We start from the raw sequence: 24,471 nt of genomic DNA on the forward strand, positions 1-24,471 counted from the left end.
ATGTACCTCAGCTCTTCGCTCCGTCGGCGACCCAGGTCATGAAGTCACCGATGGCCTTGGCCGCGTCCGATATGCCCTGGAATACTACCTGGACGTAGTCGGCGGCCTTGGCCGGGTCCGTGATGATCACATACAGCGCGAAGACCACGAGCACGTACACGGCGATCCTCTTGGCGTTCATCGCCACCGTAGCCTCCCCTGTGCCTTGCCCCCGTGGGCCCCTCCTGCCGGCCGTGAGTGTAACCTTCACGCCCCTTTTGCGGCGCCAACGGCCCGCCGGCCCGGGTCTTTTGCCGGGGCTGTGTGAGCTGCTCGGGGGTGGGCGGGGGGGGATGGAGGGCGCTCGGCCCGGTAGGAGCGGTGAGGAATCCGCAGGCCGGGCGCGGGAGTCGGTGCGTGGTGCTGGCGGTCGTACTCCCGGAAGAGGGTGGGTACTTGAGCGCCTTTACCGGCGCAGCCGTCTGGAGGGAGTACGAGAAAGGGCCCCGCCTTGCGACGGGACCCTCCTTCGAGCGGTAGCGGAGGGATTTGAACCCTCGGTGACTTGCGCCACACTCGCTTTCGAGGCGAGCTCCTTCGGCCGCTCGGACACGCTACCGAGAGAGACCCTACAGCAAGGTGGCACCTGGTTCGAAATCGGTTGGCGAGAGCGACTCAGCGTTCTCGGAAGAACTCTGTGAGGAGCTGAGCGCAGTCCGTCGCGAGGACGCCCTCGATGACCTCCGGTCGGTGGTTGAGCCGGCGGTCACGGACCAGGTCCCACAGGGAGCCGGCCGCGCCCGCCTTTTCGTCCCGGGCACCGTAGACCACGCGGTCGACCCTGGACTGCACGATCGCACCCGCGCACATCGTGCACGGCTCCAGAGTGACCACCAGTGTGCAGCCGGCCAGCCGCCACTCCCCGAGCCGGGCCGCTGCCCGCCGGAGCGCGAGCACCTCGGCGTGCGCCGTTGGATCGCCGGTGGCCTCGCGTTCGTTGTGCCCGGTGGCGAGCACCGTGGTGCCGTCCGGGGACAACACCACGGCGCCGACGGGGACGTCTCCGCCGCGGCCAGCCAGCGCGGCCTCGCCCAAGGCCAGCCGCATCGCCGCCCGCCAGTGGTCGCGTACCGGGTCCGGCGGGCCGGCGGCGTCCTGGGCGGTCAGCGGACGGTCTCCAGTACGTCCGAGGCGCCCAGGGCCTCGGCGATCGTGCTCAGCGCGTCCTCGGCGCCCAAGGTGTGCAGCTCCTTCTCGTTGATGCCCAGGTCGTCGAGGATCCGGCTGTCGCCCACCGGGCTGTGCGGCACCGCGTCGGGGTCGGCGCTGTCCTCGTCGCTCTCGGACTCACCGTCCTCCGTGCCGTCGAGGTTCAGGGAATCCAGGTCCGGGCCGTCGTCGGCACCGGGCTCCCGGCCGAGTAGTTCGTCGGTGAGCAGCAGCTCACCGTAGGCGCTGCGTACGGCTGCGGCGGCGTCCGAGACGTAGATGCGAGGGTCGTCCTCGCCGTCCACGCGGACGACACCGAACCAGGCGTCCTCCTGCTCGATCAGGACGAGCACCGTGTCCTCGTCGGGATTGGCTTCCCTGGCCAGGTCAGCCAGATCCGACAGGGTTTCCACATCGTCGAGCTCTGTATCGCTCGCTTCCCACCCGTCTTCGGTGCGCGCGAGCAGTGCGGCGAAGTACACCGTGACTCTCCCACTGGTCAGAGGCGTGCCGGTTGGGGGTCCCCCCGGCGGAGGTACGTGGGCGGACGGAACCTGGGCTCCAAGCCCCGCCCACTCGGAATCGTGGCAGAAACTAGGCGTTCAGGGGGCGTCTTCGGCTCGCTGTGTCTGGCTGTTTCGATGGTGGATCCGTCATCGCCCCACCAGTGCGCTCGTTACCGCCACCTGCGGATCGTACGCGGCTTTGCCAGCCGACTATGCGCACCCAGCGTGCAAACGCCGACGTGGGCGTGGATCTTCCCTAGCGGCAATTGCCCCACTGTGTCCTGCTCAAGGCACCTTTGCCTACCAGCGGAACGTCCTCATGCGCATCGCGTGTCGAAGCCGGGCGGCCTTGGCGCGTCGCGGCTGGACCCGGGCGCGCAGCGCGCGGGCCTCGGCGAGGTCGCGGAGGAACTGGGCGCGGCGCCGGCGCCGCTCGGCATCCGTCTCGGGAGCCGTCGGGCCGGAGCCGGTGGAGTCCGGTGGCCCGGCGTCGCGTATCGCGGGGTCGGCCGGGTCTCTGCTGGTCCCCGGGTTCTCGGTGTTTGCGGTGTCCCTGGTGTGTGCAGCGCCTTCGGCATCCCCGGGCGCGCCCTTGGCAGGGTCAGGCAGGTCAGGCACGTCTCACCACCCCAGTCCATCCCCTCCACTCTCCCTCGAACAGGCGGTTCGAGGGAAGCACCAGGGGGGTGCGGGGCGCAGGTACCGTTAGGGGCATGCGTCTCCACGTCGTCGACCACCCCTTGGTCGCCCACAAGCTCACCACGCTGCGCGACCAGCGCACGGACTCCCCGACCTTCCGCAGGCTCGCCGACGAACTCGTCACCCTGCTCGCCTACGAGGCCACGCGGGACGTGCGCACCGAGGTGGTCGACATCGAGACCCCGGTGGCCGCCACCACCGGGGTCAAGCTGGCCCGCCCGCGCCCGCTGGTCGTGCCGATCCTGCGGGCCGGCCTCGGCATGCTGGACGGCATGGTGCGGCTGCTGCCGACGGCCGAGGTGGGCTTCCTGGGCATGATCCGCAACGAGGAGACCCTGCAGGCCTCCACCTATGCCACGCGCATGCCGGAAGACCTCTCAGGCCGTCAGGTGTACGTCCTCGACCCGATGCTGGCCACGGGCGGCACGCTGGTCGCGGCAATCCGGGAACTGATCAAGCGCGGCGCCGAAGAGGTGACCGCGGTGGTCCTGCTGGCCGCCCCCGAAGGCGTCGAGATCATGGAGCGCGAGCTGGCGGGCACCCCGGTGAAGGTCGTCACGGCGGCGGTGGACGACCACCTCAACGAGCACGGCTACATCGTCCCCGGCCTGGGCGACGCGGGCGACCGGCTGTACGGAGCGGCCGAGTAGACCGCGGCCTGCCCGGTGGGCGGGCAGGCCGCGGTCCAACGACGGCCCCCGGTCACCGGGGGCCGTCGCCCGGGCAGTCCGTCACCGAGCGGTTTTGGCGCCGGGGCGGCAGTCCTTCTTTGTGGTGGTCGTCGGCGCGGGCGCGGTCAGCTTGGCCAGTGCTTGGTCGGCGGTCGCCTGTTTCGTCAGGCCCTTGAAGCCGTCGCCGAGGATCAGATCGAGGGCAGCGCCCTTGCGGCCTGCTTCGGTACGGCGCTCGGCACCGGCGATCTGGGTGGCCAGCACGGGCAGTGAGGTGTTCTGTGCGGAGACGGGGCCGAGGAGAACACCGGTGCCCTTGGTCTTCTTGTCGAACTGCTTGGACGCGTTGCCCACGTCACCGATGGTGAAGCCGCGCTTCTTCAGCTCGGCCGCCGTGTCCCGGGCGAGCCCGGCGCGAGTCGTGGCGTTGTAGACGTTCACGGTGATCTGGCCGGGCTTCGGCAGGTCCTTCAGCTGCGTCGCCGCGGCGGCCTGGTCCGGGCAGTCGGCCTTGGGGCCGGCCGCCGCGGTTTTCCTGCCGCCGGTGAAGACGTCGATGAGCTGCAGGGTGCCCCAGCCGATCAGGCCTAGCACGGTGGCGGATGCCAGTACGGCGGCCACGAGCCTGCCGCGTCGCCGGGGAGGGCGCATCCGAGGGTATTTGTCCCCTGTGATCCGGTACTTGCCGCCCATGCCGGGGGGAGTCAGCATGCTCATGAACGCAGCGTAGTGCTCTTGAGCGGGGATGCCTATTAGATGATCAGTCGACGCCGCTCAGCGGAACCCGAAAGGATCAACGGCACTCGCTGGGTCAGTCGAGTTCGAGCACGCGCGCATGCAGCACCTGGCGCTGCTGCAGGGCCGCACGGACCGCGCGGTGCAGGCCGTCCTCCAGGTACAGATCGCCCTGCCACTTCACGACGTGCGCGAAGAGGTCGCCGTAGAACGTCGAGTCCTCCGCCAGCAGCGTCTCCAGGTCGAGCTGCTGCTTGGTGGTCACGAGCTGATCGAGGCGGACCGGGCGTGGCGCGACGTCCGCCCACTGCCGGGTGCTTTCCCGGCCGTGGTCGGGGTACGGCCGGCCGTTTCCGATGCGCTTGAAGATCACACGGAAAGCCTACCGGTCAAGACCTTCCGGGCGCAGCCATGGCGGCCGAGTGCGGCGCCCAAAAAGAAGCAACAAAGCGGACATGCGCTCTGCTAACGGAAATTGCGGGCCCGGGGTGAGCGACAGCGGAACCGCTGTGTCGGCCGTCGCTCCGAGGCGGACACCTCCCCGCACCCGGGCGGGACGCACGGCTGATCCGGTCCGGTGCGGTTGCCGGCCCGCTCGAACGTACCCACGGTGCCGCGCGGCCGACCGGCCGCACATCCCGGCGAGAAGGACAGGCGTCCCGGGGGGAGTCGGCGCGCGGAGCGCGCCCGCCGGTCACACCGTCCGAGGCACCTGCTGCGCCCGGCCCCGGATGCGGAACGCGGTGACGATCTCCACGATCCCCACCACGACCAGCCAGACGCCCCCGACCAGGGTCAGTACGGCGAGCGACGCGAACGGCGAGTCGATGAGCACGATGCCGGCGGCGAAGGTGAGGACGCCGAGGAAGATCTGCCAGCCCCGGGCAGGCATCCGGGGGTCGGAGGCGGCAGCCAGGGTCTGGGTGATCCCGCGGATCAGCCAGCCGATGCCGATCCACAGGGCGAGCAGCAGGGTCGACTGCATGGGACCGCGGAAGCAGAACAGGCCGAGCAGGATCGACAGGGCGCCGCTGACGAACGCCAGCACGCGCAGCGAGGTCGTCTTGTGCGTGCCGAAGGCGGCCACCAGCTGGAAGACGCCGCTGACCAAGAGGTACAGGCCGAAGAGGACGCCGACCACGGCCAGGGAGGCGCTCGGCCACACCAGCACCAGGACACCGAGGACCAGTGAGGCGGCCCCGGTGAGCAGGACAACCTGCCAGGCGGCCCGGGACAGTGCGTGCAGTGGACCCTCGAACGGCGGTTCGGGCTCGGTGGGCTCGCGGTTGCCGCCCAGTGGCTGCGCACCGTGGACGTGCCGGTCGTCGTACTCACGGCCCCAGTCAGGGCCGCCGATGGGTGCCTCGGTCATGGTCCATGCTGGGATCGGCCGGGTCGGCCGTGCCACCCGGGTGGGCCGCTCGGCGTACCTTCCGCCCGCTCTGGTGCGGCTACCTCGCCGTGGCCTTCGCCGCCTTCGCCGCCGCCTTCATCTCCTGTTTGTGGGCGCGTACCTTGGCCAGTGACTCGGGTCCGGTGATGTCGGCGACGGACCGGAAGGAGTGCTGCTCGCCGTAGGTCCCGGCGGCCTCCCGCCACCCCTCGGGCGTGACGCCGAGCTGCTTGCCGAGCAGGGCGAGGAAGATCTGCGCCTTCTGCTTGCCGAAGCCCGGCAGGGCCTGAAGCCGCTTCAGCAGCTCGGCCCCGTCGCTGACGCCACGCCAGACCGCTTCGGCGTCCCCGTCGTAGTGCCCGACCAGGTACTGGCACAGCTGCTGGACGCGTTTGGCCATCGAGCCCGGGTAGCGGTGCACGGCCGGCTTCTCGGAGAGCAGTGCGGCGAAGGCTTCGGGATCCATTGCGGCGATCTCGTGCGCGTCCAGGTCCGCGGTACCGAGCCGGCCGGCGATCGTCTGCGGCCCCTTGAACGCCCACTCCATCGGTACCTGCTGGTCGAGCAGCATCCCTACCAGCGCGGCGAGGGGGGAGCGCCCGAGCAGTGCATCGGCCGCGGGGTCCTGGGCGAGGTGCAGAGTGACGTCCATGCGTCGATCATCCCGCGTGCCCGCCCCCTCTGCGCGCCGGCCCACCCAGTTCCGGGCACCCAGGGCACGTGTCCTCCTCACCGTCCGGGCATGACGCCGTGGATGCGGGAGAGGGTGAAGACCCGCTCGGCGTCCCGAAGGTGGCACCAGGCTTCGAGGTAAGGGGGGTCGAGCATGAGGCCGCTGAGGGTGCGCACGGTCCGGTTGCCCGAGGACGCGACGTACTCGACGGTGACAGCCTGACCGGCGTCGATGGCATACGCGAGCTGGCGGATGTCGCTGTAGACCAGGCGCTTCGCCCATCCTGCGACGATCTCCTCGGTCTCCGTGGTGAAGGGGCCCCTTCCGTCGGACGAGGCCGGTTCGCAGGTCGTCGGCGGGGCGGCCAGCAGTTGGGCCGCCAAGGTGCTCGGGTCGACGGCGGCGCGCTCTTTCACCGTGCGGTTCGCGGCGATCCCGCCACCGCCCCTCGCGCCGGATCCACGCGGAGCCGGAACGGGAGTGGTGGCCCGCCGGGGCCGGGTCTCCTCGACGCGTACCGTGCCCTCGGCGGTCTCGGCGACGGGGGCGTACCCCTCGGCCCGGAGCGCGGCCAGGGTCGTGTCCAGCGGGCTGCGGCTGACCAGCACCGTGGGCGCCAGCTGTCGTAGTCCGAGCTTGGCGAGCCTGCGGTGGGCGGCGAGCTCGGCCAGGAGGGCTGGCTCGTCGCCGTGCAGGACGCAGGCGGCGGGGGCGATGCGCACGCGTCCGTGGCCGCGTGCGGTGTCAGCGATCAGATAGGACAGCGGCTGTGGCAGTGACCCCGCGGCGACAGCGGTCAGATCAGCTGTGAGCTCCTCGGGGACGCGCCCGGCGTCCAGGGCCCGGCGGACACTGCCGGCGCTGAACCGCCACACCGATGCCGTGCCGCTGGTCTCCCGGTCGGCGACGGAGTCCAGGAGCGAGGCCAGCCGCGCGGAAGGTGTGCCGCTGACGACAGCGGTGAGGTCGGCGCCGATCCGGGCCGTCGCGGTGGCCGAGGGCAGCAGCCGTCGGCATTCGACGTCCAGCCCCTCCGTGTCGCCGGTCCGCAGGTGGATACCGATGGCGGACAGGGCACCGCGCGCCACCACGCCCAGGAGTTCGCCCTCACGGATCACGGCGGCGAACGGCGTTTCCTCCTGGGGCGATGAATCGGCGAGCGGGCGGTGCCAGGCGATCAGGCGGCCCAGATCCGATGTGTCCCGCACGCCTTGCCGTACCGGGAGCAGCGCGGCTGCGGCCAACAGCCCGTGGCGGGCCTGCACACAGCCGTTGCAGGGCGGTGCGCCGACCAGGACGGGGAGCGCCTTGCCGTCTTCGTCGCGTGCCTCGGTAGGGGTGAGCGCCAGGTTCTGCCATGCCGTGAGCAGGACGGCGTACTGTTCCGGGGGGTCCTGTTCCGCCCAGACGTCGTACGCCTTGGTGGGTGCCACGCGATCGCCGTCCCGGTCCAGCAGACCGGCGGCGTAGGCGGTCTCCAGGGTCAGGCGCACCACATTGCCGTCGGCCTGGGCGACCTTGCCGATCCGCGCCAGTTCACGTGCACCGATCCCGCCGGACTTCAGCCGGGTCGGCGCGGTCGCCGAGCAGGCCGAGAGGACCGAGGCGGCATGGGCGGCGAACGCCGTGGCTGCGGCTGATGCCTCGCGGTCCACCTCCGTCGGGGTCACGGACACCAATTCCACGGAAGGCACGAGGGGGTGGAAAGGTGCGTGCCAGCCAGGCCCACGCAGTGCGAGCATCACCTCGGCAGGCATCCGGACCGGACCGTGGCGGTGCCGGTCCTGGATCAGGAGTCCCCGTTCCAGCGCCCATCGAGCGCCCGGTTCGGGGTCCGGGCCCGGATACCCGGACATGATGAACGGCGGTGGTTCTCCCGGCGCAGCCCCCGCCTGGCGTTCGAGCAGGTCCCGGGCCGCCGCAGGGGCCTTGGCGACCAGGGAGCCGATCCGCTCCGGATCGCTGTGGTGTTCCACCAGTGCGGCCAGCCGCTGTGGCTTGGCGCCCGGCGGCTTGACGTCCAGCGCCCTCAGCATGACGCGCAGCTCTTCGGAGGTGGCGCCCGCGAGTAGTTCTCCCAGCGGGGCATCCAGCCCCAGGGGCGTACTCCATGCCTGCCGCAGCGCTGCGACCATGCGGAGCTTCCCCGCGCCGTCCGGCCAGACCAGAGCGTGATCGGCCAGCGTCTCCAGCACGGCCTCCAGGTCACGAGCGGATCCGGGGTCCGCCGCTCCCAGCAGTTCCGCCAGGGCGGCGTGCGACGCGGGCGCACCAAGCGCCGCCAGCGCCTCGGCCACCTGGAGATGCGGCAGCGCGAGCCGCGGCAGGACCAGTGCCACCGACCCCGGGCGCTGAAGGCGGTCGGCGAGTTCCCCCACCGAGCCTGGTTGCGGTGGGAACGCGGCGTCCTGCCGAGTTCCGAGTACGTGCGCCAGACGAGAGGCGCCAAGGCTGCGCAACCACGCCGCCAGTGTTGATCGGGACTTCATGCGCCATGCACCTCGTGAAGCCAGGGGGTCGTGACGGCGGGGCCGGAGCTCGGGCGCCGGATTCAAGGATCGCGTATCCCCGTGACGCGCGGGGACCTTTGAGGGCAGGTTCCCCCTTGGCGGGTGCCGGTGGTTCGCGGGCAGCCGTTCACCTGCGCTCACGGACGGCCGGGCCATGGGAAGGACCCGGCACACGGTCTCGTCCAGAACGACGGTGAACGGGGCTGAATGAGACGGCAGCCGAGTCGGCAGCCGAAACGGCGGCAGTCCTGACCGCTGCGTGGGAGACGGTCCGTGGCTAGTTGCCCGGAATCACCGTTCGTGTGGGGCTAAGCGGCCTTGGGCCGCGCTGCACGTCTGCCCGAGGCGGGCTCCTTCGCGTCCTCGGGTGGCAAGGTTCCGTCTTCTCCGAAGTCAGGGGCTCGGAAGGGGTCGGTCGTCGGAGGCGGCGATGCTGCGGTGGAACAGCGGGGTTGCCCTTCCAGGGCGGAAAACAGCGATGTCGGGTCGATGAGAGGGCTCTCTTTCGTTACGGGTCCCTGAAGGGGCCTGGTGCGCCGTGAGAGGCACGGCGGTCCTACAGCTTGGTCATCTTGGCGTACGGGACCAAGATCCGCACTTGCTCCGATCCGAAATCCACGAGTGCCGCGACTCCGGTCTCGATGCCGATCACTCGGCCGAGGCCGTACATGTCGTGGGTGACCTGATCCCCCACGGCGAAGTGTTTGGGAGCCGGTGCGACGGGGGCCTTGAAGGGGCTGGTAGGCAGATGGCGCTTCGGCGCCGGAGGCTTTGTCATAGCTCAGTATGAGCGTACGCGTTTCCCGTTCGCTGTGGCCGTCGGCACAGATCCGCACGGAAACCCCTGCTTCACCTCGCTGACCTGGGGTTTTCCGAACCCTGGCGAGGCGAAACTGGACCGGACGATTCCGCCGCTGACCGCGCTGGCCCCTGTGTCCGGCACGATTGGGGGACGAAGTGCAGCCGACGTCGGTCAACCACGAGGACGAGCGTGTCGACCGCGGCCCGCGCAGTGGGCGCCGAGCTTCGCGACGAGCGGGATGCTGCCCCCGACGAAGGCACTGATCGCGGCCAGGGCTCTGCTCCGGCGTACCCAGCGCCCCGGCACCTGGCACCGCATCTCCGAGTAGACGCAGGCTCGGGCCGACGCCCAGGCACTGATCACCTGGGACCTGTCAGTGCACTTGACCGTCGCCCGTGCCGACCAGCATGCGGCGGGTACCGCAAGAAGGGGATCTGCGGGCCGAGCTGCTGCGGATCCTCGTACGCCGGTGAGATCAACGACGCGTACACCACCGAGCATCGGGTCCGTCGCACGCTCGGCCCCGTCCTGCAAGGGGCGTTGGGTCAGCAAGAGCTCCTGACGGGGCTTCACGGCCATTGCAGATCATCAACCCGTGGTTTCCCGCTCGGTGGAGCGTTGATGTGCTCTGGGCATTGCGTCGGAGCAACAGGCCGCGCTGGCAGCGAAGTCCGAGACGATCCTGCCGCATCTCGATGAACGTCAGCGTCGCCTGTTGTCGGGAGCGGAGGCGCGGTCGATCGGGCATGGCGGGGCCAGGTTGGTCGCACGGGCCGCCGACGTGCGGGAGGCGACCGCGTTGCTGGGGGTGCGCGAGTTCGAGTCCGGGGAGCCTCCGCTGGGACGCGTCCGGCGGCCGGGCGGCGGACGAAAACGGGTCGTTGACCTGGATCCCGGTCTGCGCGATGCGTTGCTGGCGCTGGTGGAGCCGGATGTGCGCGGGGCCGATGTCGCCGCTGCGCTGGACGACGAAGTCGACGCGCAACCTGGCGGCCGAGCTGACCCGGCAGGGCCACCGGGTCTCGGCCGACACGGTCGGAGTCCTGCTGCGAGAGGAGGGCTTCAGCCTGCAGGGCAACGCCAGGACCATCGAGGGCAGCCGGCACCCGGACCGGGACGGGCAGCCCCTCGGAGTCTGGAACCTCCCGGGGAGGGGCTGCATCTCTCTGTGCGGTGAGGCAGGAGTGGTGGCACGGGGTCCCGCAGGGATGTCTTCACCAGGGGGAAGTCTCATGGCACGGCGGACACTGGCGGTCTCGGTTCTCAGCCTGGTGGTGCTGATGGGTGCCGCTGCCTGTGGCAAAGACCACGACACCGCCACCCAGCCGTCCAAGGGCTTTTCGGACGCTCATCCCGCCGCGTGCGGATCGTCCCAGCTGAGCTGGAAGATGACCCTTCTGCCGGGTAAGCCGCACAATACGCCGACGGCGATGCTCAGCGCCGCGCACAAGGGATCGAAGCCCTGCGCCTTCGACGGTTACCCGGGGCTCGAATTCTGGGTCGGCAAGGGACCGTCGGCCGACGCGAAGCCGAAGAAGTCCACGCCGGTCCATCTGGTGCTGAAGCCGGGCCACAGCATCGAGTTCCCGGTCTTCTACGACGCGGTTGGCTCGCCGTCCGAGAGCTGCGACGTCTTGGCGGAGAACGACCCTCGTATCTCCGTGACGCCACCGCACCGCGCCGCGCACGACTACGGCTCCCTCGTGCAGCTGTCCGACGCGCGGGGGCACCATGTGCGGGCGCAGGTGTGCGGCCCCGACGACCCGCTGTTGGGCGCGCCCCAACTGCACTGAGGTGCCACTGGTTTAACGGGTGTACGCGCGCCCCTGTCGTGCGATCATGGCGGCTGCGACCGCTGACCACGGTCGGTTGACAGCCGCCGCATGGCGGCACGGGGGGAATAGCACCGGGGGTGCTGTGGTGCGCTGTGAGCGCGGCGCAGGCCGTCGGCGGAAGATCAGGCTTCGGACTCCGTAGCAGCGGTGCACCCGCTGCTCTGCGGTAGTGGCATGTCCTTGGCGTCCTCGTGTCGCCTCTCGGCCTGCCTCAGTTGGAGAACCTGAATTGCTCGATACACGAATACGTCTCGGGGCTGTCGTGGCGCTGAGTGCCGCGCTGTCGCTGGGGAACGCCGCAGTGGCACAGGCCGACACCGCGCCCCCCGCGCCCAGCACACCCACGCCGACCGCGTCGGGGTTCCCCCAGAGCACCAGCCCTGCTCCGAAGCTGCCGGCCACGCCCACGCTCTCGGCCGGCCCGTCAGCTGAGCCGCCGACTGTGGACACGCAGGTGCCGGCCCCTGACGCCAACTGGACGGCCGAGGCTGCCATCAGCTTCTGGACTCCCGAGCGCATGGCCTCGGCCACCGACCCCTCGGGCCGTACCACCACCCCACCGGGGGGCTTTGCGGCGGCGAGGCGGCAGCGCTCCACCGCCGGGCTGACCGCCCAGCACTTCAAGGGCATCAAGACCGTCGGCACGATCTTCAGTACCGACAAGAGCCTGCAGGGTCATCGCTGTTCGGCCAGCGTTGTGCGCAGCGGGGGGCACAACCTGATCCTCACCGCCGGGCACTGTGTCGGCTCGAAGTCCATGTTCGTACCGATGTACGACCGCACCAGGACGGCGGCGCAGCAGCAGTACGGGGTCTGGGCGGTCGACGAGTGGTTCCGCGACAAGCAGTACGCCTCGGACAAGTCCAAGAACTCCGACCTGGACTACGCCTTCGCACGCCTGAAGCCGAACGGCGGCAAGAACGTCCAGGACGTCGTGGGCGGCGCCAACACCCTGGAGCGTACGCCCGGCTATGCCAACAAGGTGACGGTCATCGGCTACCCGATGATCGGGCACAACCCCCGGGACACGGCGGTCCGCTGTCCCGACATCTATACGACGGCGCTGTCCGGTTATTACCAGATGCAGATCTTCTGCGGCGGCATGTGGGGCGGGGTCTCCGGCGGGCCGTTCTTCTCCAAGTTCGACGCCTCCGGTGCCAGCGGAACGATCATCGGCAATGTGGGCGGGTTCCTCCAGGGCGGCCCGGACGTGAAGGACCACACGGATCCGCGGTACAACGAGATCACCTACAGCCCGCTGCACGGTGACCGCTTCTTCAGGCTTTACGCCGACGCCCAGAAGGGTCGCAACCCCGACTACGGCACCTATCGCCAGCCGCCCCTGCCCTACACCATGGGCTCCGGCCCGACCTGGAAGCACGCCAAGCTGATGGCCTCCGGTGACTTCAACGGCACGGGCCACAGCGACATGATCGTGGTGTGGGACGATGGTGAGACCACCCTCTACACCAGCGACGGCGACGGTCGCTTCACCAGCGAGCGGCAACTGCTGGCCAAGAACGGCACCTGGAAGCACGCGATGACCATCACTGCGGGCGACTTCACCGGGTCGAGGCAGTTCGACCTGCTGGTGCGCTGGTCCGACGGCGAGGTCACCCTCTACGGTGACGTAGGCACCAGGGGCCTCAACTGGGCCGGGACTCAGATGATCAAGCCCAACCACACCTGGAAGAACGCGATCCAGATCGCGGCGGGCCGCTTCAACGCCTCCAAGTACGTCACCGACCTGATCGTGCGCTGGGTCGACGGCGAAGTGACCCTTTACACCAATGTGGGCGCGGGCGGCTTCGGCCAGGAGCACAAGCTCAAGGCCCCCAACGGCACCTGGAGGGATGCCACCCTCCTGACCAGCGGTGAGTTCTCCGGCAACCGGAAGTGGGACCTCATGGTCCGTTGGACCGACGGCGAACTCGACAACTACGTGGGCACCACCACGTCGGGCCTCGGTACCGAGCAGCGCATCCTGGACCCCAACAGGCTCTGGAAGCACGACATGGCCATGACGACCGGTGACTTCACCGGGAACGGCAGGACGGACGACCTCGTCATCCGCTGGTCCGACGGCGAGACCACCATGTACATGGACACGCGCGCCAACCGCCTCGGCAGCGAGGAGACCCTGGTTCACGCCGGCTGAGCCCGGGGAGCAATGCTCGACACCCGATGCCTGCCCAGTGAGCTGTCGGGGGGTGAGCAGCAGCGGGTGGCGCTGGCGCTGATCAACGACCCGCCGTTGTGGTGCTGGCCGACGAGCCGACCGGGAACCTCGACACGGACAGCGAGGGCGTTCTCCTCGGCCTGTTCAGGGAACTGGCGGACGAGGGCCGCGCGGTGCTCCTCGTGACGCACAACCCGGCGGTGTCGGAGTTCGCGGACGTGGTCCACCGCCTGGAGAAGGGCACGTTCGAGAAGCCCACGGGCGGGCCGGTCGAGGGTCGCACGGTCGAGACGGCGAACACGCAGAACACGGCGAACACGCAGAACACGCAGAACGCGGAGAACGTCATCAGTCTGGCACTGGCGAACGTTCGCGCCCTGCGCCGCCGGCTGTTCGGCGCGGTCACTGTGACCGGCGGGCTGTCGCGGCAGCGGGCGCAGGAGATGGGCCTTCTCAAGGCGGTCGGTTTGTCCGTATCAGGTCGGTGCTGGCGATGCTCGTCGCGGAGATGGCGGTGGTCGGTGCCGTGGCCGCGCTGATCGGCACGGTGCTCGGCGGTGGTGCCGCGGCGCTGCTGCGCGGCAGTGCGGACCTGGCGCCCTACATTAAGGGCTGGGTACTGCTGCCGCCGGCAGGCACCCTGCTCCTGCGCCTTGGCCTGACCGTGCTGGTGGTGGCGCCGGGTTCGCTCGCGGCTTTCCCGGCTCCGAGAAGGACCTTCTCGGCCGTGGGCTCATCGGCGCCGGAGACCTCGGCCCGTACCAGGCGCGGCTGCTCCTGCACGCTCTGCTCGCCCAGGGCGCCGATGGAGCGACGGTCCGCGAGACCTTCGCCACCGCCTTCGCCCGCTGATCCCATCTCATCAGGAGACACCCGCACATGCGTGCTCACGAGCTGACCGTCGGCCGTACCTTCGGCGTCACCTTCGACCACGGGGAGGACTTCTTCGAGGCTCTGTCCACCTTCTGCCGGGACAACGGCGTACGGCAGGGCTACATCCCCTCGTTCATCGGTGCCTTCGCGGAGGCCGAGATCGTGGGTGCCTGCGAGAAGCTCGCCGACCCGGACGCACCGGTCTGGGCGAAGACGTACGTCACCAACGTCGAGGCGTTCGGCGCCGGCACCCTCGCCCATGACCCCGCCACTGGCGAGATACTCCCGCACATCCACGTCTCTGCTGGCCTGAAGGCCCAGTCGGCCGACGGCAGGACGAGCCACCTCCTCAGCGCCAAGGTCCAGTTCCTCAGTGAGCTGCTGATCGTGGAGGTCACGTCGCCCACCATGACCCGGCCTCGCAACCCCGACCTCTACGACGTTCCGCTGCTCACGTTCGGCTGACTGAAAGAAGCCGCCGTCGCCAGGGGTGGTCCGGTGCGACCACCTTGATCGCCTCCGTCAATCAGACGCGTTGTCCTTCCTCCAGCAGCGGCAGAACCGCCTCGAAGTCGGTCTCGTCCTTGTCCCGCGTCGCCTTCGCCTTGTAGAAGAGCTGCACCTCGGGTGCGAGATAGGGAATGCCGCTTGGGCTCGTCCGCCCGCCCTGGGCCAGATAGCGGACCGCGGGCGTCGACTTCGGCGCTGCCAGCTTCCTCAACGCCCTGCTCGACCTTCAGTTCGGCTTCGCGGCCAAGGTCGGTCACACCATCGCGCTGTTCGGGATCGTCCTCGTCCTGCGCGGCGTGCTGAACACCTTCGGGGTCCGCATCGTCGCCTTCCTCAACGAGGTGTCCATCTGGTGGCACATCCTGGGCGTCGTCGTGATCTGCGGCGCCCTGGTGCTCGTGCCCGACCACTACCGGTCGGCCGGCTTCGTCTTCGGTGAGTTCGTCAACAACACCGGCTTCTCCTCCAGCACCTACGTGGTGCTCATCGGACTGCTGATGGCGCAGTACACCTTCACCGGCTACGACGCCTTTGCCCACATGACCGAGGAGACCATCGACGGCTCCACCGCCGGCCCCAAGGGCATCGTCCGTTCGATCCTCGTCTCCCTCGCCGCCGGGCTTCATCCTGGTGTTCGGCTTCACCTACGCCATCCCGTCCTACTCCGGCGCACTCGCCTCCGGGACCGGAGTGCCGCCGGCGCAGATCCTCATGGACGCCCTCGGCACCGCGGCCGGCAAGTGGCTGCTCCTGGTCGTCATCGTCGCCCAGCTCTTCTGCGGCATGGCGTCCGTCACCGCCAACTCCCGCATGATCTACGCCTTCTCCCGCGACGGCGCCCTGCCCTTCTCCAAGGTCTGGCACCAGCTGAACCCCGCCACCCGCACGCCCGCCAACGCCGTATGGCTCGCCACTGGCGGCGCCTTTACCCTCGGCCTGCCCTACCTCTGGAACACCACCGCGTACGCGGCGGTCACGTCGATCGCGACCATCGGCCTGTACATCGCCTACGTCATCCCGACCTACCTCCGGCTCCGCCAGGGGAGCCGGTTCGAGCGCGGCCCCTGGCACCTCGGCTCCTGGTCCTCTCTCGTCGGCACGATTGCCGTCGCCTGGGTGCTCGTGATCACGGTGCTGTTCATGCTGCCGCAGACTTCGCCCGTCACCGCGCACACCTTCAACTACGCGCCTGTCGCGGTCGGCGCCGTCATCGCCTTCTGCGGCATCTGGTGGCTGGCCTCCGCGCGCAAGTGGTTCCTCAACCCTGCGCACCCGCGCAACTCCACGCTGGATCGGAAGGCTGCCGGTGGGAGGGCCGGCGTCCGCTGAGAGGGGCAGTCGGATCCCATGCTTGCCGCGAAACGGCTGAAGCGTGTCGGACGAGCACCGAAAGCCCCTGGTCGTCGGTGACCGGCCGCAGCGGGCTGCGGCCCACGCTGACCGAAAACCGTTCACTCCAGGTGATCGCACCTCGACCCGCTGTCAGTGGTGCGTGCTCTCATGGCCTGCGCGGGGACAGTCAACAGCCTGTGAATAGGGGGAGTTCCTTCATGACGGTACGGATGGAGGCGTGCGAGCGAGTCGCTGTCCCGATAAGGGCCGTCGCCCTGCTTGCAGAACACGGCCTGCCGGTTGAGCCGGGGTCGGCCCGATGAGCGGCCGACGTCCGGCGCGGCGTCCGGCACGGCGCCGGCCGGCCCGCCGTTCCAAGAAGCAGGACGACCAGCTGGCCCTGTTGGGAGCTGGGGTCCTGGCGCTCGGGTTGGTGATCACCCTCGTGCACTGGCTGCTGGTGCACTGGTGGATTCTCCTCATCGCTGCCGTGGTCGCCGCCGTGGCCGGTGGCCTCTGGCTGCAGCAGGAACGGCAGCGGGCCGAGTGGGAACAGGTGCGTGCTCGCGCCCTGCGGATGCGGATCGCCGAGCTGGATGCCCTGGACCACCGCGCGTTCGAGTTCGCCGTACGGGACCTGATGCGACGGGACGGCTGCCAGGCGGAGCAGCTCGGCGGTGCCGGCGACAACGCCTGCGACGTTCGCGCCGTCGATCCCCTGGGGCGTGTCTGGGCCATCCAGTGCAAGCACCGCCGGGACGGAGATGGCGGCTCCGCCGTCGGCGTCGGTGTTCTGCAGCAGGTCAACGGCACCGCACGGCAGATCCACGGAGCGGACGTCGCGGTCGTGCTCACCAACGGCCGTTTCTCCTCCAAGGCCATCCCCTGGGGCGCGGAACATCGGATACACCTCGTGGACCGCCGTCTGCTGGGCGAATGGGCGGCTGGCTCGCGCCCTCTGTGGGACCTGCTGGACCGCATCCCCCCGCCGCGCCGTCCCACCGCCCTGTCCTGACGCGCCCTGACGCGCAGAGCAGGGTGGCCATTGCGACGGAGCCGCAGGCCGGGGCTTGTCCACCCCGGCAGGCTGTGAATGGGGCAGGTGACGCTGCTGTTCGCTTCGCGCAACTGCCCCGATCCAGCCATTGACCAGGCGCCACGCCGCCAATCACTGGTGATCGAAACGTGGTGCTGTCGAGTTCCGGCTATGCAGGAAGGCGGGACGCCAGAGTGTTGTGCGCGGGAGGGCTGGCCAGGTGGTTTTAAGTATCAACGTGGCGGTTCTGCTGGCTGTCGTCATCATTGTGCGGCTGCGCCGACGCACACATGCCCGCAGCCGGTTCGATGAGAAGCTGACCGTGGTCATCGTGCTGGTGTTCGGCGTGCTAATCGCACCCACCAGCTTCGGGCAAGGCATTCTCAACGTCGTGGGCCAGCTCGCCCACAGCCTTTCGCAGACCAGCAGTCCTTGAGCGCGTGCGCCCCGTGCGCGTTGAGAACCACTCAGGGCGCCCCGGCACGCTTGTAGCCAGCCCACAACCGGCCATCGGCCTGCCCGAGCACCTCATCCACCACGGCAACGAGGGGCTCGACCCTCCCGCCCAGTGCCTGCTGCAGGCCGTGGTGGAGGCGTGTGCTGAGCCCTGGCACGGGCCGTCTCAAGACGGCGTGCCAGCCACTTTCCACCACCGCTCCATGACCCGGCATGCCTTCTGACCGCGCGGCACCACGACCGCCCGCACAAGCAAGCTGGTCCGCGAGGGCGCGCCCAGAGCCGTACGGGCCGTCCGGTGAGCCTGGTGGGCGGTGCTTGCCTTGCTGCCGGCGCTCTGCATCGGCGGTACAGACTCTCCAGGTGTTCGGGCTCCAAGCGGTCGATGCGGTGTGCCCCTCCCGGGCCCGCTCGTGATGCTCCGTTCCCACAGGGAGACGCAGGCCCGGGAGCGCGCGGCGACCGGAAACCTGTGGACCGAGTCCGAGTACGTGTTCACCAAGCCATTGGGCGGGCCGCTCAGCCCGAACACGGACTACCACGACTGGAAGCGGCTACTGGAAGACGCCGGCGTCCGGGACGGGCGTCTGCACGATGCACGGCACACCGCGGGCACCGTGCTGATGCTGCTCGGGGTCCCGGACCGAGTCATTGACCAGATCATGGGTGGGGAACCGGGCGGCGCCGCCCGGATGCGGGCGCGGTACCTGCACGTGACCGATCCCATGCTCAAGGAGGCGGCTCGGAAGATCGAGCGCGCCATCTGGGGAGGCCCGGAAAACCCCGCTGTGGACAAAGACCAGGACAACGAGGTCTGAGGACAACGTCGAAGGGCCCCCTGTTTCCAGAGGGCCCTTCGACAACGTGCCCGGTGAGGCACTGGCGGAGGATACGAGATTCGAACTCGTGAGGGGTTGCCCCCAACACGCTTTCCAAATGTTCGTCTGGGGGTTCTGGGGCGTACGGCAACGTCCTGACCTGCAGTGGAGCTAGTCCAGGCGGGGCTTCTGAACGGCGCCGTACACCGGTGAATGAGACCAGAACTGAGACCACGGAGGGGGACTCGTTCTGGCTTTCATGCTGTGGCCTACTCCTCGAACAGGGCGGGGCGCCACTCCTGGATGTTGCCGTCGAAGTCGCCGTCGCGTACGTCTTGCAGGGCCGTTGCGTAACCGATCTCGATGGCCTGCGTGATCAGCTGCTGCAGCTCCGCCGACACGTACAAGAGACGATGTCCGGAGCCCGAGCAGAGGTTGGCCGCCGCGTGGCCGGCGGCACGGGCATGCTCGGCGGAGACTGCGGCGACATGCATGTCCGAGATGGCTTGTGCCGCGTTCTTGATCTCTTCCTGCGGAGACGAAGTCATGGCGGCCAGTATCCGCATCTCGACAGAGGGAAGGAACGCCGCCTCCGCCAGCACTGTGGCGCCTATTCGCTGGTTCGCCTGGGGCAGACAACCCACGGCTACGGAGTCAGCGGGTCACGGGCGGTGGAAGACGTCGAGCGGGCCGTACTCCGTCGGCTTGCTGCTGGTGAGCTCAGGGTGTTCGGGGACACGCTCTCGGAGGATGCCGAAGGTGTCGGGCCACGTGGTGATCTGCGCTCCGGTGCCGGTGAGGACACGGTCCCAGTCCTCGTTGGCGGAGATACCGGTGCGGTCGATGACGAATCCGAGGCAGTGGTCCGAGTTTTGGTCGAGCGTGCGAACCAGCGCGGCCACAGCTTCCTCGCGGTCCGGCTCCGGGATGTCGGCGATCTGGAAGGTGAGCTTCTGGATGTTGTTGTCCAGGCGCCGGACTGTCACGGCAAGGGACTCGTCGCGGCCCATCCAGCCCTGGAACTCGACATTGGGGTACTCGTCCGAGGTCAGTGCGGACAGCAGGGTGTGGGTCCCGCCCACCAGCGGCTCGCGCTTGCCCTGGGCCGTGTCGCGGAAGCCGAAGAGATTGTCCGTGAGTGGGTGTTCCACAAAGAGGCCCGAAGCAGACAGTTGGTCGATCAGGTCCTGGGCGGATGCGCGGGTGAAGGAGGGCCGGTACCAGGTGAAGAAGCCCTGCGCGGTAGCTGCGTCGGCTTCCGCAGCGGCACGGGCATTCTCGCCGAGGCACTCGTCGAAAATTGCCAGGGCTTGTTCGCGAGGCACCTCAGGGCTGATGTAGTTCCGGGCCCGAATGTGGGCGGCGAACTCGGGAAGCAACGCGACGTGGTGTCGCTGTACGTAGTAGGCGAGTTCGGTGGGCCACACAAAGGTGCCGTCCGTGACCAGGGAACCCGCGCCCGTGATCCAGACGTCGTCGGCGATGACGTCGCGCTCGGCACCCATGGTCGTGTAGATCTCGTGGCTTGCCTCCAGGTACGCCACCAGCCGGTCTTCGTCCCACTCGCCGGAGCTGCGCGCCGCGTCCCGAAGGGAGGGGGCGGGGGGCGTGTCGTGGCCAGACCCGCCGAGTTCCCGGTAGAACCCCGCCTGCTTGATCATGATCTCTCCAGTCATACCCGGCGCCTCCTAGTGCCCAGTCATCGGCAGGTAGGTGCGCCAGTAGCCATTGTTACCGATTACGGGGGTCTGGTTGAGCCCGCCGTCGGCCGCGGTGCCGACCTTGTCTGTGGGGGCGGTCACCGGGACGCCCAGCTCGTCGGCGACGGTCTGGGCGAGCGGGACCTCAGGCGGCCGGGCGTCGGCACCGGAGTGGCAGGACACCAGGCGTATTGGCTGACCGGGCTTGTAGTCGGGGTTGTTGCGGATCGCGTCCACGATGTGGTTCGGGTTGACCTCGAAGTCGGTCAGGTTCTTGCCTGCGGCGTTCAGGCGGCCGGCGGCGAAGACGCCACTGTCTGTGCCGTGCACGATCACGTCGTGCACGCCGGGTATGCGGCGGACGCGTTGGAGGTTGTTCAGGGTGGCATTGTCGTAGCCGACGGTGGTGGTGTTCTTGCCGTAGTAGACGGGGTCACCCGAGACCAGCTCGTAGTCGCCGGCCTTGGCCGGTGCCGCCGGGATCTTCGAGTCCGGGGCCTGGATCAGCTTCCAGGTGCGGGACTTGCCCATCTCGTCGAGGGCCGCACTGTTCAGGCGGAAGCCGTTGAACAGTCCCTGCATGCCACCGTTCTCGGCTACGGCTCTGGCCGTGCTGCCGCCCGCTCCGAACATGCCGCCGTAGAGCATTCCGTCCGTAGCGGCGTGAGAGACCTCGTCCAGGTTGAAACCCTTGCTCTCGCCGGTGGCCATGGCGACGGGTTGGGTGACGGCCAGGTCGACGGTGATCGACTCGATCCCGCCGAACGCGGCGGTGGCGAAGGTGGTGCCTGCAATGGTGGCGATCTCGGTGGAGACGGTCACGCCCAGGCTGGCCGCCAGATCCACGATGCCCGCGGTCGCGGTCGCGGCCGCGGCTTCGGAGATGCCGGCGGTGAAGATGGCCAAAGCCGTACCAGCCACGATGGTCGCGCCGGCGATCTCCAGTTCGTGTTCCAGGCGCTTGACCGCGTGGTGCACGATGTCGGCGTAGTGGTCCAGGCCCTTGGCCATGTCGCGGGCGGCGTCGATCATGTCCTGGAGCCAGCCGTGGCCGTCGTAGTAGTAGCGGCGCCAGTACGGGTCGTCGAAGGCGGATATAGCCTCGCCCTTGTTGTGCGTGATGATCGAACGGGCCGACTTGTTCGCGGCGGCTGTCACGTCCTCGAGGCCATCGGCGAAATGCCGCCACGCCTTGGCGGCGTCCCGCAGACCGCCCTCGTCGGCGTCCGGCCACCACATGCCGGTCATGTCTTTGACGATCTTCTTCGCCTTGTCGGCGGCGCTCACTTGACGTTGCCCCCGCCCTCGCTGCCTCCTTCGTGCCCTTGGACGTGGACCTTGCTGAACATCGAGCGGACGAGTTTCTCGTTGTCGATGTGGCCGTCGGCCATGTCGGCCATCGCGTCGTGGATGCTCTGCAGTCCCTCGGCGAGGATCGACGCGGCGTGCTCGATCTTGTGGACGTTTGGGCCGTAGACCTTGTGGAAGTCGTGGCCCTGCTTGTCGTCGCCCCACGGTGAACCGGCGGCAGCGAGCGCGGTCTTCAGTTTGGTGAGTGCCTTGGCGAGGTCGTGGCTGTGCGTGTGGAAATGCGGGGCCGTCGCTTTAAGATCGTGGATCTTGATGTCGAGTATCTTGCCGTCGCCCGGTTCGCCCATGGCGGCGTCCTCTCCCCCTGAGTCGGCTGTTCGGCCCATCGACGCTAGTTGATCGACACGGTTTGCGGCCGTGACTCCGACCAAGAGGGTGCAAAGTTCCGATCAAGGGAGGCGAAAGGTGAGGGAAAATTCGCCGTGATCACCGACGAAGCCGCACAGGTCCTCACCAGCTTCTACTTCGTTCCGCAGGACGGTGAGATCTGGCCCGTCACCCTCGATGAGTTCGACGCACACGCACGCGCCACATGGCCTGGCTACGTCGCCTGCAACGTCCGGGACGCCGACCTCAAGTTCACCTACACCCGCGCCGACGACGGCGCCCAGCGCAGCGCCTGGAGGGCGCCGGGGGGACCGGGAGTGATGGTCAGCGACAGCGAGACCGAGGTGTTCTGGACCGAGTTCCCTGCGTCACCGGCGCGAGGTCCTCGCCGACCTGCTGCCTCCATCCCGCGTCCGCGACGCCGCGCTCGTGGTGGGCGGGGCGCGCGAAACAGCGCGTTCCCGTCGGATGCCTTCTGCTGGGCTTCTCACGCTTGTCCACCGGCACAGCGCCGAAATCTTGTCAGCTGCTAGGACATCCGCCTGGACTACTGGGTGCGCCGCGAGGACTGCTCCACCGAGAAGCGCAGCCGGTTCCCCGTCCTGACAGACAAAGGCGTGACCGTCCTGGAACGGATCACCCAGAGCCACGTCATCATCGTCCGCGCCGCGGTCTTCGACCACCTCACCAGCGAGCAGACCCGCGGCTTCAGTGAGCTGCGTGAGACCATCTCGCCGCTCGGCGAGCGCCACAACAAAATCCTTGCGTGTGCGGATCCGGGTTGTCCATGCTCCCCGGTCTCCTGCGCGCTGGCGGGTCCCCTATAGACGGGGCGCTCGGCGCGCAGGGGCGGACCACCCAAGGGTCCTCCCCTAGGTGTATTGCCCCGTGAGGTTCGGAACGCGGCTGGTGGGTGGTTGGCCCTTCAGCGCGGTGTGTCCGCGGTGGTGATTGTAGGTGTGCAGCCACTGGGGGAAGGCATCGCGTCGTTCCTGCTCGCTGCGGTAGGGGCGGGCGTAGGCCCATTCGTCGAGCAGGGTGCGGTTGAAGCGTTCGACCTTGCCGTTGGTCTGGGGCCGGTAGGGCCGGGTCCGCTTGTGGGTGATCCCGGCTGCCGCCAGCAGATCTCGCCAGTCGCGTGAGCGGTAGCAGGCGCCGTTGCCGGTCAGGACGCGTTCGACAGTGATACCGGCCTGGGTGAAGTAGGCGTGGGCGCGGGCCCAGAAGCCGGTGGCGGTCTCCTTCTTCTCGTCGGTGTGGATCTGGCTGTAGGCGAGGCGGGAGTGGTCATCGACGGCGGTGTGCAGGTAGCTGTAGCCGGCGCCTGCGCGGGTCTTACGGCCCTTCTGGCGGCCGAGGACCTTGTGGCCGCCGCCGTCGGGGATGTTGCCGGGCTTCTTGATGTCCACGTGCACCAGCTCGCCGGGCCGGGCGCGTTCGTAGCGGCGTATGACCAGTCCGGTGGCCCGGTCCAGGTGCGTGAGGCGGGCCAGGCCGTAGCGGGTGAGCACCCGGTGCACGGTCGAGGGGACCAGACGGAGGAGGTGCGCGATGCGTGCTGGGCCCCACCGGCGCAGCACGCGCACTTTGATGATGCGCCGCTCGGTGCGGGTCGGCGTTCGCCGCGGGCTGGTGTGCGGGCGGCTGGAGCGGTTGGTCATGCCTGCCTCGCCGTACAGCCGGTAGCGGTCGGCCCACCGCTGGGCGGTGCTCACGGAGACCTGAAAGCGTTCGGCGGCCCGCCGCAGCGGCCAGTTGTCGTCCACGACGCAGGCGTCCAGTCTCGGTCAGCGGTGCGTTACGGTGAGGCATGAGGGCCTTTCTGGTCGCCGGTGCAGATCTCGCAATCCACACCGAGCCAGAAGGCCCTCACCCATTTTCAAGATCGGTCAGCCGTGAGCCCTGTCACCGTCCACAACCTCCGGGGACAGAACACCTAGGAGAACACACTCGGTTGCACGGCCGTCGATTACCAGTCCCACACGATTCCCGTCAGCCCTCTTCTTTGGACCTTCGGTGCGGAGTGGAAGATCAAAAGAGGTTGAGCTTGGCTGACTCCACGGCCCCCATCAGCCGACACTGCCCGGTCTCTCCGTCCACGCATACATAGCCGGTGCCGACGGCCATGTCGGATGGATCTCCGCTGCGGAGGTAGGCGACTGACTGACAGTCGAAGTAGAACTTACCTCCGGCCTGGGCACGCTCTCCCTCGACGAGCGCGAAGGCCATACGTTCGTGGCTCACCTCTCTATCGAGAAACTCTTGTGCGAGCTTGGCCGCCTGCTCCATGTCCAGCATCAGTCCGTCCTAAGGAGGGAGAAGTTCCGCCACGGCGAAATATCAGCGTGCCCTGACTGCCCATCCAGGAAAACAACGTCCCCCTTGATGTTCACGACGTTGAAGACATGTGCCCGTCTTCCCTTCTGGCCCATCACGATACCCCTTGCCCCATCCCCCGCATTTTTGATCTCATTGACGATACCCGAGAGCGTCGACGCTGTGAACTTCCTTCCACCGTACAAAGCCTCGATCGGCTTGGTGGAGCCGGCATCGAGGGCGCCAGGAGCCGAAGACGGGGCTCCTTCAGCCAGCAGACGATCCACTGCCACTGCGCAGGCACGGCAGTTCGTCTCGCCACCCTGAGGGTTGACAAGTTCCGTGAGTCGAGGGGTGATGGGGGTCTTGTACGGGATACTGCCGTATCCGAGCGTGACACCTCCGCCACCGGGGCCGAATCTCAGGTTCCCGACCGCCACCTCGGCTTCTTGAGGAAACGCCGCGGCTTCGGATTCGGCCGCACCTGCTTCTCCTTCCGCGCCTGGGAGTGCGAAGAGTCCGGCCGTTCCCACTCCGTTCA

Annotated in this window: 27 protein-coding genes, 1 tRNA gene and 5 pseudogenes; 13 read left to right on the forward strand and 20 right to left on the reverse strand. The window is 68.6% G+C overall.

The annotated features are described in order from the left end of the window. Positions 1-7: 7 nt before the first annotated feature. The 5 genes from LK06_RS16685 to LK06_RS35270 form a co-directional block, all read right to left on the reverse strand. Complete coding sequence (locus LK06_RS16685) at positions 8-187, reverse strand: hypothetical protein (protein WP_039655183.1); 180 nt, start codon at positions 185-187, stop codon at positions 8-10. 326 nt (positions 188-513) lie between these two features. Then, positions 514-598, reverse strand: a tRNA-Ser gene (locus LK06_RS16690). A gap of 56 nt (positions 599-654) precedes the next feature. Further along, a complete protein-coding gene (tadA, locus tag LK06_RS16695) occupies positions 655-1,086 on the reverse strand; it encodes a tRNA adenosine(34) deaminase TadA (RefSeq protein ID WP_039655182.1) in 432 nt (143 codons plus the stop codon). 56 nt (positions 1,087-1,142) lie between these two features. Continuing rightward, positions 1,143-1,670: a tRNA adenosine deaminase-associated protein gene (locus LK06_RS16700; protein ID WP_039655181.1), complete on the reverse strand. Its 528-nt coding sequence runs from the start codon at positions 1,668-1,670 to the stop codon at positions 1,143-1,145. A gap of 324 nt (positions 1,671-1,994) precedes the next feature. Then, positions 1,995-2,312: a hypothetical protein gene (locus LK06_RS35270; protein WP_374208168.1), complete on the reverse strand. Its 318-nt coding sequence runs from the start codon at positions 2,310-2,312 to the stop codon at positions 1,995-1,997. Positions 2,313-2,407: 95 nt separating this feature from the next. Here LK06_RS35270 and upp point away from each other — a divergent pair, with 95 nt between their 5' ends. Continuing rightward, on the forward strand, positions 2,408-3,043 hold the full coding sequence (gene upp / locus LK06_RS16710; protein WP_039655180.1) for a uracil phosphoribosyltransferase: 636 nt from the start codon (positions 2,408-2,410) through the stop codon (positions 3,041-3,043). An 81-nt stretch (positions 3,044-3,124) separates the two neighbouring features. On the opposite strand, the gene LK06_RS16715 is transcribed toward upp, so the two are convergent. From LK06_RS16715 to LK06_RS16745, 6 genes are all read right to left on the reverse strand, one after another. Further along, positions 3,125-3,781 carry a LytR C-terminal domain-containing protein gene (locus LK06_RS16715; protein WP_078859069.1) on the reverse strand — a complete coding sequence of 219 codons (657 nt, stop codon included), beginning with the start codon at positions 3,779-3,781 and terminating at the stop codon, positions 3,125-3,127. 94 nt (positions 3,782-3,875) lie between these two features. Continuing rightward, positions 3,876-4,172 carry a type II toxin-antitoxin system VapB family antitoxin gene (locus LK06_RS16720; protein ID WP_004943146.1) on the reverse strand — a complete coding sequence of 99 codons (297 nt, stop codon included), beginning with the start codon at positions 4,170-4,172 and terminating at the stop codon, positions 3,876-3,878. A 321-nt stretch (positions 4,173-4,493) separates the two neighbouring features. Beyond that, positions 4,494-5,171: an HdeD family acid-resistance protein gene (locus tag LK06_RS16725; protein ID WP_039655178.1), complete on the reverse strand. Its 678-nt coding sequence runs from the start codon at positions 5,169-5,171 to the stop codon at positions 4,494-4,496. Between the two features lie 79 nt (positions 5,172-5,250). Beyond that, positions 5,251-5,844: an HhH-GPD-type base excision DNA repair protein gene (locus LK06_RS16730; RefSeq protein ID WP_039655177.1), complete on the reverse strand. Its 594-nt coding sequence runs from the start codon at positions 5,842-5,844 to the stop codon at positions 5,251-5,253. A 77-nt stretch (positions 5,845-5,921) separates the two neighbouring features. Continuing rightward, complete coding sequence (locus LK06_RS16735; RefSeq protein ID WP_043435279.1) at positions 5,922-8,354, reverse strand: helicase-associated domain-containing protein; 2,433 nt, start codon at positions 8,352-8,354, stop codon at positions 5,922-5,924. A 577-nt stretch (positions 8,355-8,931) separates the two neighbouring features. Beyond that, positions 8,932-9,153 carry a CarD family transcriptional regulator gene (locus tag LK06_RS16745; RefSeq protein WP_039655175.1) on the reverse strand — a complete coding sequence of 74 codons (222 nt, stop codon included), beginning with the start codon at positions 9,151-9,153 and terminating at the stop codon, positions 8,932-8,934. Between the two features lie 652 nt (positions 9,154-9,805). Here LK06_RS16745 and LK06_RS16750 point away from each other — a divergent pair. The 6 genes and pseudogenes from LK06_RS16750 to LK06_RS16775 form a co-directional block, all read left to right on the forward strand. After that, positions 9,806-10,301: pseudogene (locus LK06_RS16750) on the forward strand (ISAzo13-like element transposase-related protein); the annotation flags it as partial. Between the two features lie 84 nt (positions 10,302-10,385). Then, positions 10,386-10,970, forward strand: a complete 585-nt coding sequence (locus tag LK06_RS16755) for a DUF4232 domain-containing protein (RefSeq protein ID WP_078859074.1) — start codon at positions 10,386-10,388, stop codon at positions 10,968-10,970. A gap of 496 nt (positions 10,971-11,466) precedes the next feature. After that, the gene (locus LK06_RS16760) at positions 11,467-13,170 is read left to right on the forward strand and encodes an FG-GAP repeat domain-containing protein (protein ID WP_234367424.1); all 1,704 of its coding nucleotides are present in this window, start codon (positions 11,467-11,469) and stop codon (positions 13,168-13,170) included. A gap of 98 nt (positions 13,171-13,268) precedes the next feature. Then, the gene (locus tag LK06_RS35275; RefSeq protein WP_411572775.1) at positions 13,269-13,730 is read left to right on the forward strand and encodes a hypothetical protein; all 462 of its coding nucleotides are present in this window, start codon (positions 13,269-13,271) and stop codon (positions 13,728-13,730) included. Further along, positions 13,685-14,089: a hypothetical protein gene (locus tag LK06_RS35280; protein WP_039655174.1), complete on the forward strand. Its 405-nt coding sequence runs from the start codon at positions 13,685-13,687 to the stop codon at positions 14,087-14,089. The genes LK06_RS35275 and LK06_RS35280 overlap by 46 nt, the downstream gene beginning before the upstream one ends. After that, complete coding sequence (locus tag LK06_RS16775; protein ID WP_039655173.1) at positions 14,071-14,529, forward strand: PPC domain-containing DNA-binding protein; 459 nt, start codon at positions 14,071-14,073, stop codon at positions 14,527-14,529. Before LK06_RS35280 ends, LK06_RS16775 begins: the two co-directional genes overlap by 19 nt. A 61-nt stretch (positions 14,530-14,590) precedes the next feature. On the opposite strand, the gene LK06_RS35285 is transcribed toward LK06_RS16775, so the two are convergent. Beyond that, complete coding sequence (locus LK06_RS35285) at positions 14,591-14,785, reverse strand: hypothetical protein (RefSeq protein ID WP_374208167.1); 195 nt, start codon at positions 14,783-14,785, stop codon at positions 14,591-14,593. Here LK06_RS35285 and LK06_RS16780 point away from each other — a divergent pair. From LK06_RS16780 to LK06_RS16790, 3 genes and pseudogenes are all read left to right on the forward strand, one after another. Beyond that, positions 14,748-15,903 (forward strand): annotated as a pseudogene (locus tag LK06_RS16780) (amino acid permease); the annotation flags it as partial. The gene LK06_RS35285 and the pseudogene LK06_RS16780 sit on opposite strands and share 38 nt — an antisense overlap. 322 nt (positions 15,904-16,225) lie before the next feature. Next, on the forward strand, positions 16,226-16,921 hold the full coding sequence (locus tag LK06_RS16785; RefSeq protein WP_043435274.1) for a restriction endonuclease: 696 nt from the start codon (positions 16,226-16,228) through the stop codon (positions 16,919-16,921). A 241-nt stretch (positions 16,922-17,162) separates the two neighbouring features. After that, a complete protein-coding gene (locus LK06_RS16790; RefSeq protein WP_039655201.1) occupies positions 17,163-17,378 on the forward strand; it encodes a hypothetical protein in 216 nt (71 codons plus the stop codon). 31 nt (positions 17,379-17,409) lie between these two features. Here the strand turns inward: LK06_RS16790 and LK06_RS34400 are convergent. Then, positions 17,410-17,608 (reverse strand): annotated as a pseudogene (locus tag LK06_RS34400) (nucleotidyltransferase domain-containing protein); the annotation flags it as partial. Positions 17,609-17,778: 170 nt separating this feature from the next. Here LK06_RS34400 and LK06_RS16800 point away from each other — a divergent pair. Further along, a pseudogene (locus LK06_RS16800) lies at positions 17,779-18,216 on the forward strand (tyrosine-type recombinase/integrase); the annotation flags it as partial. A 269-nt stretch (positions 18,217-18,485) separates the two neighbouring features. Here the strand turns inward: LK06_RS16800 and LK06_RS16805 are convergent. From LK06_RS16805 to LK06_RS16820, 4 genes are all read right to left on the reverse strand, one after another. Then, the gene (locus LK06_RS16805; RefSeq protein WP_159025307.1) at positions 18,486-18,764 is read right to left on the reverse strand and encodes a hypothetical protein; all 279 of its coding nucleotides are present in this window, start codon (positions 18,762-18,764) and stop codon (positions 18,486-18,488) included. 114 nt (positions 18,765-18,878) lie between these two features. Next, the gene (locus LK06_RS16810; protein WP_234367425.1) at positions 18,879-19,892 is read right to left on the reverse strand and encodes a hypothetical protein; all 1,014 of its coding nucleotides are present in this window, start codon (positions 19,890-19,892) and stop codon (positions 18,879-18,881) included. 12 nt (positions 19,893-19,904) lie between these two features. Next, positions 19,905-21,203, reverse strand: a complete 1,299-nt coding sequence (locus tag LK06_RS34410) for a WXG100-like domain-containing protein (RefSeq protein WP_234367426.1) — start codon at positions 21,201-21,203, stop codon at positions 19,905-19,907. Continuing rightward, positions 21,200-21,613: a hypothetical protein gene (locus tag LK06_RS16820; protein WP_324618356.1), complete on the reverse strand. Its 414-nt coding sequence runs from the start codon at positions 21,611-21,613 to the stop codon at positions 21,200-21,202. Before LK06_RS16820 ends, LK06_RS34410 begins: the two co-directional genes overlap by 4 nt. A 96-nt stretch (positions 21,614-21,709) precedes the next feature. Here LK06_RS16820 and LK06_RS16825 point away from each other — a divergent pair, with 96 nt between their 5' ends. Both LK06_RS16825 and LK06_RS16830 read left to right on the forward strand, forming a co-directional pair. After that, entirely contained in the window at positions 21,710-22,147 is a 438-nt protein-coding gene (locus LK06_RS16825) for a hypothetical protein (RefSeq protein ID WP_039656638.1), read from the forward strand. An 84-nt stretch (positions 22,148-22,231) separates the two neighbouring features. Further along, positions 22,232-22,441: a hypothetical protein gene (locus tag LK06_RS16830; protein ID WP_159025208.1), complete on the forward strand. Its 210-nt coding sequence runs from the start codon at positions 22,232-22,234 to the stop codon at positions 22,439-22,441. A gap of 45 nt (positions 22,442-22,486) precedes the next feature. Here the strand turns inward: LK06_RS16830 and LK06_RS16835 are convergent. The 3 genes and pseudogenes from LK06_RS16835 to LK06_RS16845 all read right to left on the reverse strand — a co-directional run bounded on the left by LK06_RS16835 (position 22,487) and on the right by LK06_RS16845 (position 24,370). Further along, a pseudogene (locus LK06_RS16835) lies at positions 22,487-23,426 on the reverse strand (IS481 family transposase). Between the two features lie 219 nt (positions 23,427-23,645). Continuing rightward, entirely contained in the window at positions 23,646-23,912 is a 267-nt protein-coding gene (locus tag LK06_RS16840; RefSeq protein ID WP_039656635.1) for a hypothetical protein, read from the reverse strand. Further along, positions 23,912-24,370 carry a toxin glutamine deamidase domain-containing protein gene (locus LK06_RS16845; RefSeq protein ID WP_234367427.1) on the reverse strand — a complete coding sequence of 153 codons (459 nt, stop codon included), beginning with the start codon at positions 24,368-24,370 and terminating at the stop codon, positions 23,912-23,914. The genes LK06_RS16840 and LK06_RS16845 overlap by 1 nt, the downstream gene beginning before the upstream one ends. Positions 24,371-24,471 lie beyond the last annotated feature (101 nt).

This window comes from Streptomyces pluripotens (assembly GCF_000802245.2).
In the GTDB taxonomy this organism is placed as follows: domain Bacteria; phylum Actinomycetota; class Actinomycetes; order Streptomycetales; family Streptomycetaceae; genus Streptomyces; species Streptomyces pluripotens.